Source organism: Jannaschia seohaensis (genome assembly GCF_900116765.1).
Lineage (GTDB): Bacteria > Pseudomonadota > Alphaproteobacteria > Rhodobacterales > Rhodobacteraceae > Jannaschia > Jannaschia seohaensis.
This window is the reverse complement of the sequence record NZ_UETC01000003.1, coordinates 229,243-243,407: the sequence shown is the minus strand read 5'-3', so window position 1 is coordinate 243,407 and position 14,165 is coordinate 229,243. Positions and strand designations below refer to the sequence as shown.

13 protein-coding genes are annotated in these 14,165 nt (G+C 68.2%); 4 read left to right on the top strand and 9 right to left on the bottom strand.

What is annotated here, in order from left to right; all coding sequences use genetic code 11:
* Positions 1 to 5: 5 nt before the first annotated feature.
* The gene (locus DTQ71_RS09085; RefSeq protein ID WP_342768112.1) at positions 6 to 842 is read right to left on the bottom strand and encodes a DUF6456 domain-containing protein; all 837 of its coding nucleotides are present in this window, start codon (positions 840 to 842) and stop codon (positions 6 to 8) included.
* A 466-nt stretch (positions 843 to 1,308) separates the two neighbouring features.
* On the opposite strand from DTQ71_RS09085, the gene DTQ71_RS09080 reads away from it, so the two are divergent.
* Positions 1,309 to 1,590 carry a DUF6477 family protein gene (locus DTQ71_RS09080; protein WP_109563981.1) on the top strand — a complete coding sequence of 94 codons (282 nt, stop codon included), beginning with the start codon at positions 1,309 to 1,311 and terminating at the stop codon, positions 1,588 to 1,590.
* A 10-nt stretch (positions 1,591 to 1,600) separates the two neighbouring features.
* Here DTQ71_RS09080 and DTQ71_RS09075 read toward each other — a convergent pair whose 3' ends face one another.
* The gene (locus DTQ71_RS09075) at positions 1,601 to 3,130 is read right to left on the bottom strand and encodes a trimethylamine methyltransferase family protein (RefSeq protein WP_109563980.1); all 1,530 of its coding nucleotides are present in this window, start codon (positions 3,128 to 3,130) and stop codon (positions 1,601 to 1,603) included.
* Between the two features lie 138 nt (positions 3,131 to 3,268).
* On the opposite strand from DTQ71_RS09075, the gene guaA reads away from it, so the two are divergent.
* Positions 3,269 to 4,840 (top strand): glutamine-hydrolyzing GMP synthase, encoded by a 1,572-nt coding sequence (gene guaA, locus DTQ71_RS09070; protein WP_109563979.1) that lies wholly within the window; start codon positions 3,269 to 3,271, stop codon positions 4,838 to 4,840.
* Positions 4,841 to 4,892: 52 nt separating this feature from the next.
* Here guaA and DTQ71_RS09065 read toward each other — a convergent pair whose 3' ends face one another.
* Positions 4,893 to 5,396, bottom strand: a complete 504-nt coding sequence (locus DTQ71_RS09065; protein WP_109563978.1) for a GNAT family N-acetyltransferase — start codon at positions 5,394 to 5,396, stop codon at positions 4,893 to 4,895.
* Positions 5,393 to 6,934 carry a helicase HerA-like domain-containing protein gene (locus DTQ71_RS09060; RefSeq protein ID WP_109563977.1) on the bottom strand — a complete coding sequence of 514 codons (1,542 nt, stop codon included), beginning with the start codon at positions 6,932 to 6,934 and terminating at the stop codon, positions 5,393 to 5,395. Before DTQ71_RS09060 ends, DTQ71_RS09065 begins: the two co-directional genes overlap by 4 nt.
* A 404-nt stretch (positions 6,935 to 7,338) precedes the next feature.
* Between DTQ71_RS09060 and DTQ71_RS09055 the strand changes: the two genes are divergently transcribed.
* Positions 7,339 to 7,992 (top strand): invasion associated locus B family protein, encoded by a 654-nt coding sequence (locus DTQ71_RS09055; RefSeq protein ID WP_109563976.1) that lies wholly within the window; start codon positions 7,339 to 7,341, stop codon positions 7,990 to 7,992.
* An 18-nt stretch (positions 7,993 to 8,010) separates the two neighbouring features.
* On the opposite strand, the gene DTQ71_RS09050 is transcribed toward DTQ71_RS09055, so the two are convergent.
* From DTQ71_RS09050 to DTQ71_RS09035, 4 genes are read right to left on the bottom strand one after another with little or no spacing between them, the layout of a single operon-like run.
* Positions 8,011 to 9,222 (bottom strand): beta-ketoacyl-[acyl-carrier-protein] synthase family protein, encoded by a 1,212-nt coding sequence (locus tag DTQ71_RS09050; protein WP_109563975.1) that lies wholly within the window; start codon positions 9,220 to 9,222, stop codon positions 8,011 to 8,013.
* Entirely contained in the window at positions 9,219 to 9,482 is a 264-nt protein-coding gene (locus DTQ71_RS09045) for an acyl carrier protein (RefSeq protein WP_109563974.1), read from the bottom strand. Before DTQ71_RS09045 ends, DTQ71_RS09050 begins: the two co-directional genes overlap by 4 nt.
* The gene (gene lpxD / locus DTQ71_RS09040; protein WP_109563973.1) at positions 9,479 to 10,573 is read right to left on the bottom strand and encodes a UDP-3-O-(3-hydroxymyristoyl)glucosamine N-acyltransferase; all 1,095 of its coding nucleotides are present in this window, start codon (positions 10,571 to 10,573) and stop codon (positions 9,479 to 9,481) included. Before lpxD ends, DTQ71_RS09045 begins: the two co-directional genes overlap by 4 nt.
* 33 nt (positions 10,574 to 10,606) lie before the next feature.
* Positions 10,607 to 12,184 (bottom strand): L,D-transpeptidase family protein, encoded by a 1,578-nt coding sequence (locus DTQ71_RS09035; protein ID WP_109563972.1) that lies wholly within the window; start codon positions 12,182 to 12,184, stop codon positions 10,607 to 10,609.
* A gap of 265 nt (positions 12,185 to 12,449) precedes the next feature.
* Between DTQ71_RS09035 and mepK the strand changes: the two genes are divergently transcribed.
* Positions 12,450 to 13,025: a peptidoglycan L,D-endopeptidase MepK gene (gene mepK, locus DTQ71_RS09030; RefSeq protein ID WP_407066402.1), complete on the top strand. Its 576-nt coding sequence runs from the start codon at positions 12,450 to 12,452 to the stop codon at positions 13,023 to 13,025.
* A gap of 16 nt (positions 13,026 to 13,041) precedes the next feature.
* Here mepK and DTQ71_RS09025 read toward each other — a convergent pair whose 3' ends face one another.
* Positions 13,042 to 14,160: an ABC transporter ATP-binding protein gene (locus tag DTQ71_RS09025; protein WP_407066401.1), complete on the bottom strand. Its 1,119-nt coding sequence runs from the start codon at positions 14,158 to 14,160 to the stop codon at positions 13,042 to 13,044.
* Positions 14,161 to 14,165: the final 5 nt, after the last annotated feature.

Below are 14,165 nucleotides of genomic sequence, written 5' to 3'. Positions count from 1 at the left end.
GCGCCTCAGCGCTGATTCTCATAGTGATCGGCGAGCCGCTGCAACGCGATGCGCAGCACGATCTTGCCGGATCGGGCCGACCAGCCCATCCGCTTCTCGGCGGCCTCCAGCCCCTCCAGGAAGCAGCAGACCCGCAGGACCACGTCCCCCAGCCCCGGCCCGAGCGCCCGAAGCGCGTCCGACACCCGTTTGCGCGCCGCCTCCGGCCCGCTGACCGGATCGGAGGCGCCCATCGCGCCCCGCTCCCCGGCGGCAAGGAAACGGTCCCAGTTCTGCCCGACCCGCGGCCCCATCTGCGCGCGCTCGAATTCCTCGCGGAGCCGTTCGCCCGCGGCGACCAGGGGCATCGGCAGGAAGGGCTTTCCATCCTTGTCGCGTTTGCGGGCCAAGGCACCCAAGGGCGATTCGGAGAGATTGATCCGCAGCGAGGCCTCCGCCACGCCCGGCATGGTCACCACCTTCTCGCCCAGATCCATATGCTGCGTCAGGAACGGGCTGGGGGCCTCGGCCATGCCACGGGACGCGACCTTGCGCTCCAGCGATTCGCCGAGCATCCGCTTGAGCGCCGCGCGCCCCGCCTCGGTGATGCGGTATCGGGTGACGCGGCCTGCCTTGAAGCAGCTCAGCCAATCCTTCAGCACCATCGCCTGCGCCACGTCCCGTGGCAGGGTCGCCGTGCGCGTCGGCGCGTCGCCCGTCCCGCGCAGCACGACCGCCTGCGGCATGCCCTGCCCGACAGCAAGAAAAGCGTCGGTCTCGCACAGACGGCGCAGGATGCGGCGTCCCTCCCGCGCGAGGGTCACGTCATCGATCAAGGTGGCATTCGGTGGAATGGCGGACATGGAGTGGTCTTCCTCAGTGCGGGTCGTTGGGGATCGAAATGCGGCCAGCCTCTCGATGACTTCGTCTACCAGGGGATCGTCCCGTCGCTGTTCGATCCGGCGGACCTGACGCAGGACTGTCGAAGCAGAGCATCCTCGTTCGGCCGCGACATGCCTCAACGGCCGCCCGTCGAACGCGTGTTCGACATAGGTTCGCGCCGCTTCCGGGACCCAGTTTGGAAACTGGGCGCCTTCGGCGGGCTGAGGCTGGCGGGACGTCATCGAAAGCTCCGAAAATAGGGCGAAATCGGGGCCAGATCACAGCCGATTGGTTACTAATAGGTTAATTCTTATCCACAGCCCGCGGAATTGTTTCCAAAATGTAAACACGCCTTCCGGACCGTTCCCTGTCTCCAGCTTTGACGCAACACGCCGTGCTCCGTGGTCATTGTCTGGCATGGATTCAGATCAGTGGAAGGACCGCACCATGTGCAGGATCACGAAGGAAATCAACGAGCTGCGACGCCCTGGCCTCCTGGTGGAGGCGGCAGCGCAAGGCACGGCGCTCTATGAGCGGCGGCGCGACCTGCGCCGGATGCTGCGTGTGGCGATCCCGGCGACGGCGCGTGCGGCGCTGGAAAAGCTTCTCCCGATCGAGGCGGAGTTGGAAAAGCGGCGCCGGGAGGGCGCCACCAATTACTGCCTGCCGCGCCACGTCGATATTCTGACGGCGCTTCTGGCGGAGGCGCGCAGCTTTCGGGTGGGGTGATTCCCCGCCCTCAGATATGGGCGTCGGGCATCTCGGCCGTGCGTCGAGCGACATAGTCGCGCAAGCCATCCAGGATCGCGGGGTCGAGATAAGGCTGTTCGTAGCTGTCCAGCATCGCGGCCATCTTGACGGAGGCCAGCGCGCGGGTGTCCCGCCCGCCCTCCTCCAGCCAGGTCTCGTAGGGCTTGTAGTCCAACAGACCCGTGCGCCAGAACGCGGTCTCGTAATGGGCCTGGGTATGGGCACAGCCGAGATAGTGCCCACCGGGCCCGACTTCGCGGATGGCGTCCATCGCCTGCCCGGCCTCGCTGATGTCGATCCCCTGCGCCATGCGGTGCAGGATACCCAGCTGGTCCGCGTCCATGACGAACTTCTCGAAATCGGCGACAAGGCCGCCCTCCAGCCAGCCACAGGCATGCAGCATGAAGTTCACGCCCGACAGCAGGCCCGCGTTCAGCGAGTTCGCCGTCTCATAGGCGGCCTGCGCATCCGGCAGCTTGGAGCCGCAGAACGACCCCGCCGAGCGATAGGGCAAGCCCAGCCGCCGCGCCAACTGCCCCGCGCCATAGGTAATCTGCGCGGCTTCGGGCGTGCCGAAGGTCGGCGCGCCGGAGTTCATGTCGATCGAGGTCACGAACGCCCCGAACACCACCGGCGCCCCGGGCCGGATCAGCTGCGCATAGGCGACGCCCGCCATCACCTCGGCCAGGACCTGCGTCAGCGTGCCCACGACCGAGACGGGCGCCATCGCGCCGCCGACGATGAAGGGCGAGACGATGCAGGCCTGGTTGGCGGCCGCGTATTCCTCAAGCGCGCCAATCATGATCGAATCGAAGGTTAGCGGCGAGTTCACGTTGATGAGCGAGATCAGCGCCGTCCGATCCTCCAGCCCGCCAAAGAGGATGTCGCACATCTCAATCGAATCGCGGGCCCGCGACGGCTCGGTGACCGCGCCCATGAAGGGTTTGTCGGTCAGCGTCATATGCGCCATCAGCATGTCGAAATGGCGCCGGTTGACGGGGATGTCCGTCGGCTCGCAGACGGTGCCGCCGGAATGGTGGAGCCAGGGCGACTGATGGCCCAGCTTCACGAAAGTGCGGAAATCTTCGATCGTGGCATAGCGCCGTCCGCCCGCGTCGCGCACGAAGGGCGGGCCATAGACCGGAGCCAGCACCAGGTTGCGCCCTCCGATCTCGACCGATCTCTCGGGGTTGCGGGCGATCTGGGTGAAGGTCGAGGGGGCCTTGGCGCAAAGCTCCCGCGCCATGCCGCGCGGCAGGCGCACACGCTCGCCCTGGACGTCGGCGCCCGCCTCCTTCCAGCGCTTCAGGGCCGCGGGGTTCTCGACGAAGGCGACACCGATCTCCTCCAGCACGGTCTCGGCATTGCGCTCGATGATCTCCAGCGCTTCCTCATTCAGCACCTCGTAATCCGCGATTCGCCGTTGAATGACCGGCGCCGTGACGACCTTCTGCGACGTCCGTGCCGCGCGCCGGGCGGCGCCTCCGCCCCCGCGCTTCCTGCGTGCCGTCTCGACCATGACCCTGCCTCCGCGTGCTCTCCGGGCAGGGCGTAGCGCGCGCCGAAAGAAAATCGCCGCACGGAAGCGGCGCGGATGGGCCGAACGCGACACGCGCAGTGCTTGCCAGCCCCGCGGGCCGCGCGTAAGCCCGCGCTCATGGACCAGACCCAGCACCAGCGCCTCCTGATCGTCGATTTCGGCTCCCAGGTGACGCAGCTCATCGCTCGCCGCCTGCGTGAGCTGAACGTCTATTGCGAGATCCACCCGTTCCAGCAGGTCACAGCCGACTTCCTGGCGGACTTCGCGCCCCAAGCGGTGATCCTGTCGGGCGGGCCGGCCTCGGTGCCCGATGAGGGCTCTCCCCGCCCGCCGGCCGAAATCTTCGAGCTCGGCGTGCCCGTCCTCGGCATCTGCTACGGCCAGCAGGTCATGCAGCAGATGCTGGGCGGCCGCGTCACCCGGGGCGAGGGCACCGCCGAGTTCGGCCGCGCCTATGTGAAGCCCGAGGGCAAGCTGGACCTGCTGGAAGGCTGGTTCGACGGGCTGGAATCGGTCGGCCGGGAGCAGGTCTGGATGAGCCATGGCGACCACGTTGCGGAACTGGCGCCCGGCTTCGAAGTGTTCGGCACTTCCCCCGGCGCGCCCTTCGCTATCACGGCGGACACGTCGCGGCGCTTCTACGCCGTCCAGTTCCACCCCGAGGTGCATCACACCCCGAAGGGCCCGCGGCTCTACGAGAACTTCGTCCGGCTCGCGGGTTTCACCGGCGACTGGACCATGGCCGGCTACCGAGAGCAGGCCGTAGAGGCGATCCGCGCCCAGGTGGGCGACGCCAAGGTCATCTGCGCGCTCTCCGGCGGCGTCGATTCGTCAGTCGCGGCGGCGCTGATCCACGAGGCGGTGGGCGACCAGCTCACTTGTGTTTTCGTCGACCATGGCCTGTTGCGCCTCAATGAGGCGGACGAGGTCGTGACCATGTTCCGCGACCACATGAATCTGCGCGTCATCCACGCGCAGGAGCAGGAGCTGTTCCTGAGCGCGCTCGACGGCGTCAGCGACCCCGAGACGAAGCGCAAGACGATCGGCCGGCTCTTCATCGACGTGTTCCAGAAATACGCCGATGAGATCGAGGGCGCGCAATTCCTGGCCCAGGGGACCCTCTATCCGGACGTGATCGAATCGGTCAGCTTCTCCGGCGGCCCCTCGGTCACGATCAAGTCGCACCACAATGTGGGCGGCCTGCCCGAGAAGATGGGGCTAAAACTGGTCGAGCCGCTGCGCGAGCTCTTTAAGGACGAGGTCCGCGCGCTCGGGCGCGAACTCGGCCTGCCGCCCAGCTTCATCGGCCGCCACCCCTTCCCCGGCCCCGGCCTCGCCATCCGCTGCCCGGGCGAAATTACCCGCGCCAAGCTCGAAATCCTGCGCCGGGCGGACGCGGTCTATATCGACCAGATCCGGCGGCATGGGCTCTATGACGAGATCTGGCAGGCGTTCTGCGCGATCCTCCCGGTGCGGACTGTGGGCGTGATGGGCGACGGGCGGACCTATGACTATGCCTGCGCGCTTCGCGCGGTGACTTCGGTCGATGGGATGACGGCCGACTATTATCCCTTCAGCCATGAGTTCCTGGGCGAGACGGCAACGCGCATCATCAACGAGGTCCCCGGCATCAATCGCGTGACCTACGACATTACGTCGAAACCCCCGGGCACGATCGAGTGGGAGTGACGGGGGCGGGCTAAACCCCGCCCTACAGCCGTAGCCCTCTGTAGGGCGGGGTTTACCCCGCCGCCCCCACGACGGCGCTGCGCCTCTCCAGCATGACCACATCGCGCCAGCGGCCCGCCATCGGGCCGTACGACATGCGGCCCAGCCCCCGCCTTGTGCCAAGCGCCTCGAACCCGCAGGCACGATGCAGCGCCAGGCTCGCGGGGTTCTGGGGGAAGATCTGCGCGACCAGCGTCCACCAGCCCGCCGCCTCGCTCTCGGCCACGAGCCGCGAGAGCAGCGCGCGCCCCACGCCACGGCCCAGGCTGCGGGCGGCGACATAGACGCTGACCTCGCCCACGCCGGAATAGACGGCCCGCGACGAAGTCGGCGCGACGCCAGCGAAGCCCGCCACCGCCCCGTCGATCTCCGCCAGCAGAGCGAGGGCGAAGCCCGCCTCGAATTCCTCCCACCCCATCGGCCTGTCCCGGAACGACGCATGGCCGGTGGCCAGCCCCTCGGCATGGATGGCGGTGATCTCGGGCCCGTCCGCGGGCCGGGGCGCGCGCAGGATCATCGGCCCTTGAAGAGCCCGCCGAGGACCCCGCGCACGATGGCGTGGCCCGCCCGCGTGCCGACGGAGCGCGCGAAGGACTTGGCGAAGGCTTCCCCGACGCTGTCGCCGCGCCGCCGAGGATGAGAGGTGGACCGCCCGACGCGCCCGCCCGTATAGCGCCGCCCGGCCTTGTATTCGCGGTCCGCTGGCCCGGCCTGCTCCTCCTCGGCCTCGGCTGCCTCGGCCGCCTTGGCGGCCTCCTCGGCCCGGGCGGCCAGCACCTCGAAGGCGCTCTCCCGGTCGATCTCGGCCTCGTAGCGGCCCGCGACGGGGGAGGCCGCGATGATGGCGCGCCGCTCCTCCTCGGTGATCGGGCCGAGTTGCGAGGCAGGGGGCCGGATCAGCGTGCGCTCGGCCATTCCCGGGCGGCCCTTGCGATCCAGGAACGACGTCACCGCCTCGCCGGTGCCGACCTCGCGGATCGCGTCCTCGATGTCGAAGCGCGGATTGTCACGGTAATTGCCTGCCGCCTCCCGCAGCGCCCGGCGGTCCTTGGCGGTGTAGGCGCGCAGGGCGTGTTGTACGCGGTTGCCGAGCTGGCCCAGCACGTCCTCGGGCACGTCGTCCGGGTTCTGCGTGACGAAATAGACGCCGACCCCTTTGGAGCGGATCAGCCGCGCCACCTGCTCCACCTTCTCGACCAGCGCGGGGGGCGCATCGTCGAACAGCAAATGGGCTTCGTCGAAAAAGAAGACGAGGACCGGCTTGTCGGGATCACCGACCTCCGGCAACTCCTCGAAAAGCTCCGAGAGCAGCCAGAGCAGGAAGGTCGCGTAGAGCCGCGGGGCGCCCATCAGCCGGTCGGCGGCGAGAATGTTGATCCGGCCCCGGCCATCCGCATCGGTGCGCATCAGGTCGGCGAGGTCCAGCGCGGGCTCCCCGAAGAGCAACGCGCCCCCCTGCCCCTCCAGCACCAGAAGCCGCCGCTGGATCGCCCCGACCGACGCGGTGGACACGTTTCCATAGCGCAGGCTGAGCGCCTGGCGCTGCTCGCCGACCCAGGACAGCAGCGCGCGCAGGTCCTTGAGGTCGAGAAGCGCCAGCCCCTCCTCATCGGCCACGCGGAAGGCGATATTCATCACGCCCTCCTGCGCCTCGGACAGATCCAGCAGACGCGACAGCAGAAGCGGTCCCATCTCGGACACGGTCGTGCGCACGGGATGCCCCGCCGCGCCCCAGAGATCCCAGAAGGTCACCGGACAGGCGGCGTAATCGAGCTCTAGCCCGATGGTGCCCGCCCGCTCCGTGAAGGCGCCGTGCAACTTGTGCTCGGGCGAGCCCGGCCGAGCGAGCCCGGCCAGATCGCCCTTCACATCGGACAAAAAGACCGGGACGCCCGCATCGCTGAAGCCTTGGGCAAGGATCTGCAACGTGACCGTCTTCCCGGTGCCCGTGGCCCCGGCGATCAGCCCGTGACGGTTCGCGCGGTCCAGCCGCAGGTGCTGTGGCTCGCCATAAGTCGGCCCGCCGCCCCCCACGAAGATCGTCCCGTCCACCATCGCGCGCCTCTTCACAGCTCTTTAACCGATCCCTGCCATAACAGCCCTTGTCGGACGCGCACAGATGCGCGTCGGTCATCCTCCCTGTCGACTGGCCGCGTGGTGCGCGCACCACGCGGCTTTTTTCCCACGGGCCCGACGTGGCGGATCGACCGGCCGCCCTTCCCTCTACCCATAAATACCGTGTTGACGCCCCGTCGCCGCCTGCTTAGGGTCCGGCCCATATCAAGTCGGCCAGTCCGACGGGGAGAGAAAAAAGACGGAAAAGGGCCCTTCTCACGGGCCCTTTTCTGCTTTCTGAGCAGACGCTTGCCCAGCATGCCAAGAGGTCTGGATTTCGCCCCTGCACCTTCTACTCGGGCATGGTAAGGGAGGCAGAGTTTTCTATCACGGAGTGTGCCGCGATGACCGATCTTCCGACCCGCCCCTTCCTCGCCCTCGCGCTGAGCGCCTTGCTGGCAAGCGGCTCCGCCCTCGCTCAGCAGGCCGAGACCGGCGCCGCAGAGGACGCGCCCGCCGCCGAAGCGGCCGAAGGCGGCGCCGACGATCTCGCCGCTCAGGTGCTGTCCACCGGCGAAGAAGTCGCGACCCCAGGCCAAGGCCCGTCCATCTATATCCGCGAAGAGCATGGCGATTGGGAAATCCGCTGCCTGGAGAACCCGGGCGACGGGCCCGATCCGTGCCAGATGTTCCAGCGCCTGAGCGATCAGAACGGCAACCCGACCGCCGATGTGAACGTCTTCGATCTGCCCGATGGCGGCGAGATCGTCGCGGGTGCCACGATCCTGACGCCGCTCCAGACCCTGCTGACGGCCCAGGTGACGATGCGCATCGATAACGGACCGGCCCGGCGCTACCCGTTCTCGTTCTGCGACACGTCGGGCTGCTATGCGCGGCTGGGCCTGACGGCGGATGACGTGAACCGGATGCGCCGGGGCGCGGCGGCGACCGTGATCGTGGTGCCGGCCCAGGCCCCCGATCAGCAGGCGGAACTGACCATGTCGCTGACCGGCTTCACCGCCGGCTACGAAGCCGTCACGGTCGCCAACCCCGAGTGAGACCGCAGGCGGGCCGCGTCAGGCGGCCCGCAAGGCCAGAACGGCATTCATACCGCCAAAGGCGAAAGCGTTGGAGAGGCAGGCGCTGATCTCGGCCTCCCGCGCGGTATTAGGCACCACGTCCAGCGCGCATTCCGGATCGCGCTCCCGCCAATTGACAGTGGGCGCGATGACGCCATCGCGCAACGCCATGAGGCAGGCCAGAAGCTCGATCGCGCCCGTGGCACCGATGCAGTGGCCATGCATCGACTTGGTCGACGAGATCGCCAACGCGTCCGCATGGGCGCCGAACACGGTGGCGACCGCCGCGCTTTCCGTCCGGTCGTTCGCTGCCGTCCCGGTGCCATGGGCGTTGATATAACCGACCTCGTCCGGGGCCATCTTCGCATCCCGCAGCGCGCCCTCCATCGCCCGCTCCGCCCCCTGCCGGGACGGCATCACGATGTCGGAGGCATCCGAGGTCATCGCGACCCCGGCGATCTCGGCCAGGATTTCGGCGCCTCGGGCGCGGGCATGGTCATAGTCTTCCAGCACGAAGATCCCGGCGCCCTCGCCCTGCACCATGCCCGAGCGGGTCGCGCAGAACGGGCGGCAGGTGTCGTTGGACATCACCCGCAGCCCCTCCCACGCCTTGACGCCGCCAAAGCAGAGCATCGCCTCCGCGCCGCCGGTCACCATCACGTCGGCCAGTCCGGCGCGGACGAATTGAAACGCCTGCCCAATGGCGTGGTTCGACGAGGCGCAGGCCGTCGCCACGGTGAAGGACGGCCCCTTGATGTTCCACTCCATGCTCAGATGCGCGGCGGCGGCGTTGTTCATCAGGCGGGGGACGACGAAGGGATGCACGCGGTTCTTACCGGCCTCGTAGACGGCGCGGTAATTGTCGTCCTGCGTCTGAAGCCCGCCGCCGGAAGTGCCCAGGATCACGCCCGCCCGGGCAGCCGCCTCGCCCGCAAAGCTCAGCCCCGCCTGCCCGAGCGCCTCGCGCGCGGCGAGCAGGGCGAATTGCGTATACCGGTCGAACAGAGCGATCTGCTGGCGGTTGAACCGCTCCGCCTCGTCATAGCCCTGCACCTGGGCGCCGATCCGGATGGCCAGCCTGTCGGCGTCGCGCATCACCAGCGGCCCGATTCCGCAGCGCCCCTCGCGCATCGCCTCCAGCGTGGAGGGCACGTCGTGACCGAGCGCGTTGATCGTGCCCGCGCCGGTGATGACGACCCGGCGGCTCACTGCTGCTCCGCCACCAGCCGATCAACCGCCGCCACGATGGCGCCGACATTGGAGATGTCGAACTCGGATTTCTCCGGGGCGTTGGCGTTGAAGGGCACCGTGATGTCGAAGCCCTCCTCGATGGCGAAGATCGCCTCGACCACGCCCATGGAGTCGATGCCGAGCTCTTCCAGGGTGGCGGCGTCGGTCACTTCCGACGGGTCGATCATCGCCTGCTCGGCCAAGATGGCATGCACGCGGGCACGGGTCTCCTGGGTCATGCGCCGTCCCCCCCGGTCAGCTTGGCCACCGCCGCCCGCAACTCCGCGATCTGCGCCGCCAGACGCGGCAGACGCCGCGTGGCTTTCTGGATCTGAATCTGCGTTTCCATCTTCACCGCAGGATGGCCGAGGATGACGGCGCCGGACGGCACCCGCGTGAAAATCTTGGAGGCCCCGCCCGCGACCACGTCGTCGCCGATGGTGATGTTGTCGTTCACCCCGACCTGGCCACCCAGCACGACGCGGTCGCCCACGACGCTGCTCCCGGCGAGGCCGACCTGCCCGCAGAGCAGGCAATCCTCCCCGATGATATTGTTGTGGCCGATCTGAACCAGGTTATCGATCTTGGTGCCCCGGCCCACGCGGGTATCGGCCACGGTGCCCTTATCGATGGTGGCGTTGGAGCCGATCTCCACGTCGTCGCCGATGGTGACGGATCCCAGGGAATGGATCCGGGTCCAGCTCTGCGGAGCGACCTCGCCCGTGGCGCCCAAGCTGCGCCGGGCCTTCTCCACGCCCGATTCCTCGGGGGTGACGAAGCTGAACCCGTCCCCGCCGATCGTCGCGCCGGGCTGGCAGATCACCCGGTCGCCCAGCGTGACCCGGCTGCCGACGCGGACGCCCGGATGCAGAAGGCAATTCTCGCCGATCCGCGCATCGGCACCCACCGTCACATGCGCCAGCAGCCGCGTCCCCGCGCCGATACGCACCCGCGGCCCCACCACGCAGAGCGGGCCGATGGCGGCGTCCGGCGCGATCTCGGCCGTGGGGTCGACGATAGCGGAGGGATGGATGCCTGGGGCGAGTTCGGGGCCCGGGTCGAGCGCGGCGGTGATCCGCGCCATGGCCAGACGGGCGCGCGGCACGGTCACGGCGCCGGCCAGCCCCATCGCCTGCCAATCGGCGCCTTCCCAGAGGATCGCGGCCCGGGCCGCGCCCCGCGCCAGCGCGTCAGCATAGCTGGGCGACATGGCCAGGGCCAGATCCTCGGGACCGGCCGCGGATGGCTCCGCCGCGCGGCGCAAAGTCAGGGTGCCGTCCCCTTCGACCGGACGCCCCAAGGCGTCCGCGATGTCTTGCAGCGTGAACATTCCGCCCCCGGAGGTAATCTCCTCCGGGGGGACTTAACTGCGCCCGCCCGCCAGTTCCACCCCGGCCGCGCGCAGGGCGCTGAGCAACTTCGCGTCACGCCCGTAAGGGTCGCCGCGATAATTTGCCCGCCCCATCGGCGTGACCCAGGCGGACCAATAGACCAGGTGCACGCCGATCGGGTCTTCCAGATTCACCCGTCGCTCCCGCCCGGCGGCAAGAACGCTGTCGAAATCCGCCTTTGGCGTCTCCGTCTGCGGGGCGAGCAGGTGGTAGGCCAGCGCCAGCGGACGGGCGACGCGCACGCAGCCATGGCTGAAGGTGCGCACGTCGCGGGCAAAAAGGTTCCGGGACGGCGTGTCGTGCAGATAGATGTTCCACTGGTTCGGGAACATGAACTTCACCCGGCCCAGAGCGTTCCGCGGCCCCGGCGCCTGCTTGAGGCTGAAGGGGAAGTTGGACGCCGTGTATTGGCTGAAATTCACGTTGGCCCGATTAACCCGGCCAGTGCGGGAATAGACCTCGAGATGCTGGGCGCCGCCCCGGCGGAGCGCAGGCAGATATTCGTTGATCGCGATGGAGCGGGGCACGTGCCAATAGGGGTTGATGACCATATGGGTCATCGTGTCGCTGAACTCCGGCGTGCGGCGGTCGGGCGTGTCGGCGCCGACCACGACCACGGTGTCGAAGGTGACCTTGCCGTCATCGACCACATAGGCGTGCTGCTCGGCCAGGTTGACCAGGATGTGGCGCGGCTCCAGTGGCTTGTTCATCCAGCGCTGCCGCTCCAGCCCGACGACGATCTGCGCCATCCGGTCCTCCAGCGGCACGTTCAGCGCGCGCAGCGTGGCTTCGCCCACCGTGCCATCGGGGGTCAGCCCATGATCGATCTGGAACTCCCGCACGGCCGACTCCAGCGCGGCATCGAAGCTCGCCACGGCGGAGCGGCGGAGATAGCCCATCCGGATCAGCCGGTTGCGCAGTTCCACCACCGCCGGGCCGGAGTCGCCCAGCGACAGCCCCCCGACCGAAACAGGCGGCCCCCATCCCCCCGCATCCTGGATGCCGCGCAGACGCAGCTTTTCCCGCAGCAGGCGCGTATAGGCCGGAGTTGTGGGCCAGAGGGACCGGACGAAAGCATAGGGATCGCCCTCGGCGAAGGCGGTGATCTGCTCCAGCCAGTCGTGCTTGGGCACGGTGACCTTGATCGTGGGATCGACGCGGCGCGGGTCCACGATGCCGGAGGATACATCCTGCGCGTAGCGTAGAAACCGGCGCGTCATCTCGACCTCGAGCGCTCCGCGATCCGCCGCCGTGCGCGCGGCCGCAAACTCGGCGCGAATCGTGTCCGGGTCATAGCGGCCCACAGGCAGCCCGTGATCGGGCGCAGTGTCGAGCGCCCAGAGGAAGGCGGCGCGGCGATGCTCCGCCCCTTCGCCCATCCAGATGGGCGCAAAGTCGCGTCCGCGATAAAAAGCGGCGATGGCCTCGTCGGCACTGGCCGCCTGGGCGACGGCCTGCTGCATTGGCGTCACCAGCGGCGCCGCGCCCGCCGCGACAGCCGTCAGAGCCAGGGGCACCGCCAGAGCGGCGGCTTTAAAATATGAGCGCATGGTCGAAATCGTCCCGGATGGCAGTGCGTTACCAACGTTAAGCGAGGCCGCGTACGAGTCCATTCACGAAATCCTAAACCGACTCGGGTAGGCATTCGCGCAACATTCCACGTTTCCGTCCCCGAGGGCCTTGGCGAAAACTTGCTCAAATCCCCGCGATCTGGGTAGGCGTTGGAGAATCAGAGCAGTTCATGCTTCTTGCCCATGTCACATGGGGATGAGGCAAACGAGGTCGCAAAGACGGCCGATCAAAAATGGGGCTAACGTGACGGATACACCACTTCCGGGCACGGCACTATCGCGCCGTGGACTTCTCACTGCATTCGCCGCCACGGCAGTCGCCGCGGCACCGACATACTCGAAAGCCGCCGGGTTCCTGCGCGGCGGCGGCGACATCCGGCGGCTCCGGATGTCCAACGCTCGGACGGGCGAGACGATGGATACGATCTACTGGATCGAAGGCCGATATGTCCGCGACGCCCTCTCTGAGATCAGCTTCTTCTTCCGCGACTGGCGTCGCAACGAAGTGAAGCAGATCGACAACCGCACGCTCGACATCATCGCGGCAACGCACCGGCTCGTGGACGCGTCGGAGCCGTTCATGTTGTTGTCCGGCTACCGTTCGCCGGCAACGAACGCGATGCTGCGCCGCCGCTCCGGCGGGGTCGCGCGCAACTCGCTGCACCTCAAGGGCCAGGCCGCGGATCTGCGCCTGTCGTCGCGCTCGGTCGCGCAGGTCGCCCGTGCCGCCGCGTCCTGCGGGGCCGGCGGAGTCGGCCGCTATTCGGGCTCGAACTTCACGCATGTCGATTGCGGCGACGTCCGCAGCTGGGGCAGATAACGCCCCGGCGCGGGGCTCAGACGGCCCCTTCTCGCCGAAAGACGAAGCATCGATCCCGCGGGATCGATAGCCAAAGGATCGTGCCCGGTTTGGGCAGAAACACGGCCGGGACGGTCGCGGACACGCGACTGTGGCCATCGTCCATCAGGAATTCCACCAAACTCTCCCGCCCCATGAACCGCGCGCGCAGCACCGTCGCCCGCGCCGGCGCACCCTCGGCTGCAGTCGGGTTGGGGCCGCGCCCATGGCGGTCGAAATCCAGACGCACATGTTGCGGGCGGAATACGATGTCCACCTCGGTCCCATCCGGTAGCCCCGGCGCCAGGAACTGACCAAAGGGCGTATCGGTCAGCGCCCCATGAACTTTGCCCGGCAACACATTGACATCACTGAAAAAGGAAGCCGCTTTCAAGTCGACAGGCGCGTTGTAGATGTTATAGGGTGCGGCGCGCTGGACGATGCGTCCGTTCCGCATCAGCGCGATCTCGTCGGCCATGCGCATCGCCTCGGAGGGCTCGTGCGTCACCAGTAGGACGGCCGTCCCCTCCTCCTTGAGCACTGCGAGGGTTTCGTCCCGGATCCCGTCGCGGAGCCGGTCGTCGAGACCGGAAAAGGGCTCGTCCATCAGCATGATGGAGGGCCTTGGGGCCAGGGCGCGGGCCAAGGCGACACGCTGCTGCTCGCCCCCGGAAAGCTCGTGCGGATACTTCTCTTCGTAGCCCGAGAGGTTGACCCGAGCCAAAAGCTCTAGCGCGCGCGCCACGGAGGCCGCCCCTCGCGGCAGGCCGAACCCGACATTCTGCGCGACGGTCAGATGCGGGAACAGCGCGAAATCCTGGAACATCAGGCCGATGCCCCGAGCCTCGGGCGGCCGGTGCAGGTCCGGCCCCGCGACCTGGACACCGTCCATCCAGATCGTGCCCGCATCCTGGCGGTCTACCCCCGCGATGAGCCGCAAGGTCGTCGACTTGCCGCATCCCGACGGCCCGAGGAGACAGGTCACCTGTCCCGCGGCCACGGTCAGGTCGATCCCGTCGACGACGCGACGCCCGCCCAGGTTCCGAACGAGGCCCTCGATGCTCAAACGCGGTTGCAACGGCAATACCCGACTCTTCCAGTCAGGCGCAGCTAACAGCGCGG

Excerpts from the sequence above, each read along its gene's own strand:
- DTQ71_RS09085 (WP_342768112.1), bottom strand. The coding sequence starts at position 842 with ATGTCCGCCATTCCACCGAATGCCACCTTGATCGATGACGTGACCCTC.
- DTQ71_RS09080 (WP_109563981.1), top strand. The coding sequence starts at position 1,309 with ATGTGCAGGATCACGAAGGAAATCAACGAGCTGCGACGCCCTGGCCTC.
- DTQ71_RS09075 (WP_109563980.1), bottom strand. The coding sequence starts at position 3,130 with ATGGTCGAGACGGCACGCAGGAAGCGCGGGGGCGGAGGCGCCGCCCGG.
- guaA (WP_109563979.1), top strand. The coding sequence starts at position 3,269 with ATGGACCAGACCCAGCACCAGCGCCTCCTGATCGTCGATTTCGGCTCC.
- DTQ71_RS09065 (WP_109563978.1), bottom strand. The coding sequence starts at position 5,396 with ATGATCCTGCGCGCGCCCCGGCCCGCGGACGGGCCCGAGATCACCGCC.
- DTQ71_RS09060 (WP_109563977.1), bottom strand. The coding sequence starts at position 6,934 with ATGGTGGACGGGACGATCTTCGTGGGGGGCGGCGGGCCGACTTATGGC.
- DTQ71_RS09055 (WP_109563976.1), top strand. The coding sequence starts at position 7,339 with ATGACCGATCTTCCGACCCGCCCCTTCCTCGCCCTCGCGCTGAGCGCC.
- DTQ71_RS09045 (WP_109563974.1), bottom strand. The coding sequence starts at position 9,482 with ATGACCCAGGAGACCCGTGCCCGCGTGCATGCCATCTTGGCCGAGCAG.
- lpxD (WP_109563973.1), bottom strand. The coding sequence starts at position 10,573 with ATGTTCACGCTGCAAGACATCGCGGACGCCTTGGGGCGTCCGGTCGAA.
- DTQ71_RS09035 (WP_109563972.1), bottom strand. The coding sequence starts at position 12,184 with ATGCGCTCATATTTTAAAGCCGCCGCTCTGGCGGTGCCCCTGGCTCTG.